Source organism: Azospirillum sp. B4, from assembly GCF_000333275.1.
Lineage (GTDB): Bacteria > Pseudomonadota > Alphaproteobacteria > Azospirillales > Azospirillaceae > Nitrospirillum.
In genome coordinates this window covers 1-6,354 of the sequence record NZ_BACU01000558.1, presented here as the reverse complement: position 1 = coordinate 6,354, position 6,354 = coordinate 1, and the positions used below count along the sequence as shown (strand labels likewise).

5 protein-coding genes are annotated in these 6,354 nt (G+C 66.3%); 1 reads left to right on the top strand and 4 read right to left on the bottom strand.

Features of this window, described 5'->3' with window-relative positions:
- Positions 1 to 151 precede the first annotated feature (151 nt).
- The 4 genes from I55_RS25120 to I55_RS25105 form a co-directional block, all read right to left on the bottom strand.
- Entirely contained in the window at positions 152 to 1,423 is a 1,272-nt protein-coding gene (locus I55_RS25120; protein WP_044563459.1) for a hypothetical protein, read from the bottom strand.
- Positions 1,424 to 2,098: 675 nt separating this feature from the next.
- Positions 2,099 to 2,791 carry a glycerol-3-phosphate 1-O-acyltransferase PlsY gene (plsY, locus tag I55_RS25115; RefSeq protein ID WP_044563458.1) on the bottom strand — a complete coding sequence of 231 codons (693 nt, stop codon included), beginning with the start codon at positions 2,789 to 2,791 and terminating at the stop codon, positions 2,099 to 2,101.
- A complete protein-coding gene (gene pyrC, locus I55_RS25110; RefSeq protein ID WP_044563457.1) occupies positions 2,791 to 4,089 on the bottom strand; it encodes a dihydroorotase in 1,299 nt (432 codons plus the stop codon). The genes plsY and pyrC overlap by 1 nt, the downstream gene beginning before the upstream one ends.
- A gap of 60 nt (positions 4,090 to 4,149) precedes the next feature.
- Positions 4,150 to 5,088 carry an aspartate carbamoyltransferase catalytic subunit gene (locus I55_RS25105; protein ID WP_044563456.1) on the bottom strand — a complete coding sequence of 313 codons (939 nt, stop codon included), beginning with the start codon at positions 5,086 to 5,088 and terminating at the stop codon, positions 4,150 to 4,152.
- Between the two features lie 447 nt (positions 5,089 to 5,535).
- On the opposite strand from I55_RS25105, the gene I55_RS25100 reads away from it, so the two are divergent.
- A partial coding sequence (locus I55_RS25100; RefSeq protein WP_085940106.1) for a hypothetical protein occupies positions 5,536 to 6,354 on the top strand: 819 nt, incomplete at its 3' end.

Sequence of the window (6,354 nt, the reverse complement as noted above, 5' to 3'; positions counted from 1 at the left end):
GATCAGTTTTGTTCCGCCCCTTTTGATAAGGCCGAACCATTAAGGGGTTCGTGCCGTCCAGGGCGATGGCGGGAAGCGGCGGTGGCCCCGAAGAAGCGGCGAGCCCAGGGGGCGCTGACGCCACAGCCCCCCTGGGCAACCACCGCCCCAATCAGGATAACGGGGTGGTCACCGTTGACGACGTGGTGTTGAGGGCGATGCCGCCACCGATGGTGCCGGTCACCGTCTGATTCAGGGCGTAGACCGGCTGACGCAGATTGTCCGACATGGTGGCGTCATAGGTCGAGCCCGGGACCGGCTGGCTGTAATAGAAGACGCCGGAGGTGGAGAACGCCGTTTGGTCGATGGCGGCGAACTGGATGACCAGCGTCGATTCATACTGGCAATTGGCGGGGACGCTGACGTCTTGCTCCACCTCCAGGGTGATGGTCTCCGTCACCACCGTCGTCTTGGTGCCGGAATAGGTGTAGCTCTGGGAGAAGGAGCAAGACACCTGGAGCTGCGCCACGTCCTTTTCGCCGTAGGTGAATTTCACGCTCTCCACCGAGCCGATGGTGTGGGAGTCGGTGACCGAGAGGGTCAGCGACTGCTGGTTGGCGCTGGTCACCGTCACCTTGTCCACCAGGGTGGCGCTGCCCTGGTTGACGCCGTTAATGGCGTTGGTGATGGTCAGTGACGGATCATCGGCCGCCGGCACCACCAGGGTGAAGGGCGATACCGTGGCATAGAGCGGCGTCAGCAACGCCCAACTCCACGACCCTTCCCTGTCATTGAAGCTGTAGGGCCCCAGGTTGTTGACCTCGTGAATGTCCAACCAGCCAGCGAAGCTGACGGACGCGCCTTCACCATTGCCGCCGTCGAACAGCGTGAACGACTGGGCGGTCAGGGAGCCGAAGTATATTGAGGCCGCCCGATCGCAGATAAACCAGTCCTTCAGGGTATGGATCGTGTCCTTGGCCCATTCCCCCAGAAAGAAGGTGTTGCGGTTGCCGGTGTAATCCGCCCCGTCGAACAATTGGAACAGACCGTCGTCGAAGTTCACCCGGCGCCAGATGTAGGCCGACAAACAGTCGTTGGCGCCCAGAGCCTTGAGGTCCACCGTCTGCGTTTGGCCGTTGCCGATCAGGTCGACGCACACGCCGGCATTGGCGAAGTTGTAGGGCTGGGTCGGGTCGGGTGTGGTCGGATTCTGCAATAGGGTCATGACCACGCCGGTCGGCAGGTTGAACGCCAGCCAGGTGGCCTGGTCGTTCAGCGAGGTGCCGCTGAAGGGGTACTGGCGCCCCTCGATGCTGGAGCCTGTGGTGATGGTGTAGCTGGTGCTGGTCCAGTTTGGGTCGGCGTAGAGCACAACGCTGCCGGAGGCCAGCTCCGTGGGATAAGGGGTGCTGGTGGTGGGCGGGGTGAGATAGAGGGCGGTCATGGAGCTTCTCCTGTCAGAGGGATGGGGCAAGACTCAAGGCGCCGGCACGTGCCGACGCGCCGGGAACGGACAGGCGCTTTCCACCCGCCGGGCAAGCAACCACGGGCCACGACGATGATCGTCAGGGCGGGATGATCGTCAGGGCGAGAGGGAAAACGCGGACGTTAGGCAAAGGACGGTCCCCCAGCATCAGCAGGGGGAGGCAAACAGTTGCAGCGCAAAGTGCAATGTTGAATGTTCTAACAATCTATAGGTATATTGTTTTCTACATTACGCGCTTCGGTATGCCCATCATCATAATAAGATCGCTATAGGCGTGGGTCTATCCCATGTTCTAGCTATATCCAGGGTGGGGAAGCCATCCAGACGGCGGAGCGATACAGGCTTCCAGCGCCGATTGGCGTGGCCCTGCCGGTAGTGGCCATCCCCAAAAAGCAAACGCCCCGCCCGTCGCTGCCAACCGACGGCGGGTTTGCCATTCGGAAAATACGCAGTCAGCGCCGATGACCGGGCGCAGCTTTCTGGGCGCCGTGGCGTTTTTCCGTCGAGGGCGCATATTGGAGAATGGGGAGTATAAGGATGTGGTCCAGCAGGCCGCCGCCACTGGTCTCCAAGTCAGCCGGTCGCCAGTGAACCCACCATGCGCCCAAGCGGAGTCGAGGCCACTGGGGCAGATCAGCCCGCAGCGTCGCTCTTCTTCCCCTGCCCGATCTTGGGCTCCGTCCCCGCCAGCAAGCGGCTGATGTTGGCGTGGTGGCGGATCCAGACCAGGATGGCGATGGCCAGCGCCAGGGCCGCCTCTGCCCCGCCGGCGCCGAAGCCGGCGGCCACCGGGCAGACGGTAGGCAGGAACCACGCGACCACGGGCGCCAAGGCCAAGGCCACCAGGGCGGAAAGGGAGGAGATGCGGAACAGCACGGCGACCAGCAGCCAGGTCAGGCAGGCGATGACGCCCACCGGCCAGCTGGTGGCCAGCAGCACGCCCAGCGCCGTCGCGACCCCTTTCCCACCCTTGAAGCCCAGCCACACCGGAAAAGTGTGGCCCAGCATGGCGCCACCGCCGGCCGCCAGGGCGGCCAGGTGCGGCGCGTCCGGCGAGGGTAGGAAACTCAGGGCCAGGCAATGGGCCAGGCCCACCGCGATGGCGCCCTTGCCGCTGTCCAGCACCAGGGTGGCGACGGCCAAGGGTTTGTTGCCGGTGCGCAGCACGTTGGTGGCGCCGATATTGCCGGAGCCGATCTTGCGGATGTCGCCATAGCCGCCCAGATAGGCCAGCACCAGGCCGAAGGGGATGGAGCCCAGCAGATAGCCGCCGGCCAGCGCCAGCAGCAGGGGCATCAGGGGCAGCGCCGCCGTGTCCATGGGCATCACGCCGCCAGGGTGAAGACGGTGCGGCCATCCACCAGGGTGCGCAGCACCCGGCCCTGGACGGGATGCTTGTCGAAACAGCTGTTCTTGGACTTGCTGTGCAGCGCCTCCGCATCCACGCGCCACGGCCGCTCGGCATCGAAGATGACCAGGTCGGCGGCGGCCCCGGTGCGCAGCCGGCCAAGGTTCAGGCCCAGCACGGCGGCGGGCTTCACCGTGACGGCGGCCAGCGCGTCCAGCAGGCTCATGTGCCCCTTGTGCACCAGATCCAGCGTCAGGGGCAGCAGGGTCTCCAGGCCGACGGAACCGAAGGCCGCCTGGGCGAAGGGCACGCGCTTGGCATCCTGGTTCCAGGGCAGATGGTCGCTGGTGATGCAGTCGATGGTGCCATCGGCCAGGCCCTCGACGATGGCCTGCCGGTCCTCCTCCGTGCGCAGGGGCGGCGACAACTTGAAGAAGGTGCGGTAGTCGCCCACGTCCCGTTCCGTCAGGGTGAAGTACGGCGGGGCGGTGTCACAGGTGATCTTCAGGCCCTTGCGCTTGGCGGCGCGGATGACGGCCACGGATTCGGCGGTGGAGATGTCGGCGGCGTGATAGCGGCCGCCCGTGGCCTCCACCAGGCGCAGGTCGCGCTCCAGCATGATGACCTCGGCAACCGCCGGAATGCCGGACAGGCCCAGGCGGGTGGCGATTTCCCCAGAGTTCATGGCGCCGGTGGCCAGGCGCGGCTCCTGCGGGTGCTGCAGGATGGGGCGGCCCCAGATGCTGGCGTAGGCCAGGGCCCGCTGCATCACCAGGGCGTCGGCCACGGCCTTGCCGCCGTCGGTGAAGCCCACGGCGCCGGCCTCGGCCAGCAGGCCCATCTCCGTCAGCTCCCGGCCGTTCAGGTCGCGGGTGATGCCGGCATAGGCGAAAACCTTCACCAGCTTCACCTCCCGCGCGCGGCGGGCGATGAACTCCAGGCCCGCCACGTCGTCGATCACCGGGTCGGTGTCGGGCAGGCAGGCCAGGGCGGTGACGCCGCCGGCCGCCGCCGCCTGGCTCGCGGTCTTCAGCGTCTCATTGTCCTCGTGCCCCGGCTCCCCCACCTGGGCGCGCAGGTCGACCAGGCCGGGGGCGACGCAGGCCCCGTCCGCGTCGATGACCTCGATGCCCTCCGGCACGCCGTCGCGGAACAGGCCGGGACCATGGTCGGCGATCTTGCCGCCGTCGATCAGCAGGGAACCGCGCTGGTCCAGGCGGCTGTCCGGATCCAGCAGGCGGGCGTTCAGGATGGCGGTGCGGGCGTGTGTGGCCATGGGGGGATGGTCCCGGGAAGCGTGAGGCGTGAAGGCGGGATGGTTGGGCGTGTCGGCGCGTCAGGCCGGGTCGTTACGACCATGCTGGGTCAGGAGATCCAGGCAGGCCATGCGCACGGCCACGCCCAGTTCCACCTGCTGCAGGATGACGCTGCGGTGGATGTCGTCGGCCACCAGGCTGTCGATCTCCACGCCGCGGTTCATGGGGCCCGGATGCATGATCAGGGCGTCCGGCTTGGCCGCCGCCAGCTTCTCGTAATCCAGGCCGAAGAAGCGGTAGTACTCCCGCCCCGATGGCACGAACTGGCCCTGCATGCGCTCCAGCTGCAGGCGCAGCATCATGACGATGTCGGCGTCCTTCAGGCCGGTCGCCATGTCGTGGTGCACCTCCACGCTCAGCTCACCAATGGCGCGGGGCAGCAGGGTGGGCGGCGCCACCACGCGCACGCGGGCGCCCATGATGTTCAAGAGCTGGATGTTGGAGCGCGCGACGCGGCTGTGCAGGATGTCGCCGCAGATGGTGACGGTCAGCCCGTCCAGCCGGCCCTTGTTGCGGCGGATGGTCAGCGCGTCCAGCAAGGCCTGGGTGGGATGCTCATGGGCGCCGTCGCCGCCGGAGATGACGGCGCAGTTGACCTTGTCGGCCAGCAGCTTCACCGCCCCCGACTCCGGGTGCCGCACCACCAGCACGTCCAGGTGCATGGCGTTCAGGGTGGTGGCGGTGTCCAGCAGGGTTTCGCCCTTCTTCACACTGGAACCGTCGACCGACATGTTGATGGCGTCGCCACCCAGCCGCTTGGCCGCCAGCTCGAAGCTGGTGCGGGTGCGGGTGGAGTTCTCGAAGAACAGGTTCACCACCGTCTTGCCGCGCAGCACGTCCGACTTCTTGTTGGGGCTGCGGTTCTGGTCGACGTAGGTGTCGGCCAGATCGAGGATGGTGTTGATCTGGGCCGGGCTCAGGCCCTCGATGCCAAGCAGGTGCCGGTGCGGAAAGCGCATGGGATCCCTAGGGACGGTCAGAGGGGGCGGCGACACCCCCGCCACGGGGGGCGCCACCGCATCGGGGCCGGACTATGGCCCCACCGTCGCCGACAGGCAAGAACGGGATGGCTGCCCGGCGGCGCGCGCACGGGCGGCCCGCACCACGCCGCGCGATACCGCGCAAGCGGCGATATTTTCAGTAAGGATCGGCGTAATGAGCTTTCAGACGGAAAGCGGCCAATTGTGACAAATAATTATATTGGATTTGATGGAATTATTGCATTCCGCGTCTGGGGCGGAGGAAATATGCTGCAGGCCTGGCTGCTAAGACGAGTTAGTACTTTACTGGTACTCAATTGGATTTATGCTGTTTAGCAGGTTTGGGGGTGGCAGCCCCCTTCTTCGTCCCTGGCGACGGCCGTCTACATGACAGGACGGACCGCATTACGGCTTTGAGGAAACCATATGCCGCTTGCAGTCCAAGACGCGCCCCCGGAGGCGGACCATCGGGCGGCCCTGCCGCCCCTGCCCCGCCCCATGCCTCTGCGCCCCGTCGTTGTGGAGGCGCCCCGCGCCGACGGCATCGCCCACGCGGCGGCGGATCGCGACACCAGCGCCTGGTCCGATGAAACCGACGCCTTGCACCTGTTGCCCCTCAGCCTGTTGCCGCTGGCGGTCAACGGCCTGAAACGGGCGCGGCTGGTGAAAACGACGCGCCTGGAAACGATGGTGGAGCTGTTCCGGGACGCCCGCGCCGGTACCGGTTTGATCCAGATCGAGGGCTTGGGGCGGGAATTCACCGCCGACAAGGCTTCCCTGGAACGGGACATGACCTTGTTGCTGAAACTGGGCGGCATCGCCTCCTTCGACGTCTACTCCCTGCGGATCGAGTTGCGGGCCCTGGGCATCCCAGTGGATGAGCATCAGCATCTGGTGCTGTCGCCGGAGAAGCAGGAGGAGTTGACCCATTACATGCAGGGCTTCACCCGCCCCCTGCTGCGCCGGGTGTATGGGGAGCAGGCCGGCCGGGTGGAGAACATGGGCGACCTGACGGCCATGCTGTCGAATCCGGACCGGGCGGAAACATTGGCCAACCTGCGGCACATCGCCGGCCGGCTGGGCCTGAAGCTGACGGAGATTCCGGAGTTCCTGGCCCAGTATGGCGACATCTTCCTGTCGATCGCCTATTTCCGCAGCTGTCGCGATGGCGCGCACGCCCTGCTGGAGGAGTTCGGGCGTTGGATGACGGACCTGAAAGCGGCCCCGCTGGTGCAGACCGACAGC

Bases quoted from the DNA above. Each gene is read 5' to 3' on its own strand.
- pyrC (WP_044563457.1), bottom strand. From the start codon at position 4,089: ATGGCCACACACGCCCGCACCGCCATCCTGAACGCCCGCCTGCTGGAT.
- plsY (WP_044563458.1), bottom strand. From the start codon at position 2,791: ATGCCCATGGACACGGCGGCGCTGCCCCTGATGCCCCTGCTGCTGGCG.
- I55_RS25120 (WP_044563459.1), bottom strand. From the start codon at position 1,423: ATGACCGCCCTCTATCTCACCCCGCCCACCACCAGCACCCCTTATCCC.
- I55_RS25105 (WP_044563456.1), bottom strand. From the start codon at position 5,088: ATGCGCTTTCCGCACCGGCACCTGCTTGGCATCGAGGGCCTGAGCCCG.